Here is a 442-nt window from a genome sequence, read left to right as displayed (position 1 = left end):
GCCAATGGCTCGCCAACCGGTCGGGGAAGCCAAGTACATTTTTGATCGCCGTGGTGCTCATTGGGTTATGGGCTATCTCAGGGCCCTGGTTCCACTACAACGACACCTGGCAGCTCATCATCAACACCTCTACGACGATCGTCACTTTCCTGATGGTGTTTCTGATCCAGAACACGCAGAACAGGGATAACGACATCATCCACGTGAAGCTGGACGAGCTGATTCGAGCCACCAAGTCGGCTCAACGTTCTGTCTTGGATTTGGAAGATATGGACAGCAAAGAGCTTCGAGCGCTGCGCAGGGAATACCGCGCGATGGCTGAAAATTGCGGTCAAGCGGATTTGCAGGAGCCAAGCGCTCCTGAGGATGGAGAGCAGCGCGTAAATATCGATCAGCAACGCTAGCCTGGGGGGTTTGATTGATTAAGGAAACTCCGAACAAG

Annotated in this window: 1 protein-coding gene; it reads left to right on the top strand. The window is 53.4% G+C overall.

The annotated features are described in order from the left end of the window. On the top strand, positions 1 to 404 hold a 404-nt coding region (locus G1E_RS24295), incomplete at its 5' end, for a low affinity iron permease family protein (protein WP_047150180.1). Between the last annotated feature and the right edge of the window lie 38 nt (positions 405 to 442).

Origin of the sequence: Pseudomonas sp. TJI-51 (genome assembly GCF_000190455.2) — a bacterium.
In the GTDB taxonomy this organism is placed as follows: Bacteria; Pseudomonadota; Gammaproteobacteria; order Pseudomonadales; family Pseudomonadaceae; genus Aquipseudomonas; species Aquipseudomonas juntendi.
Note: the sequence above shows the minus strand (reverse complement) of the source record. Positions and strands in the feature narration are given on the sequence as shown.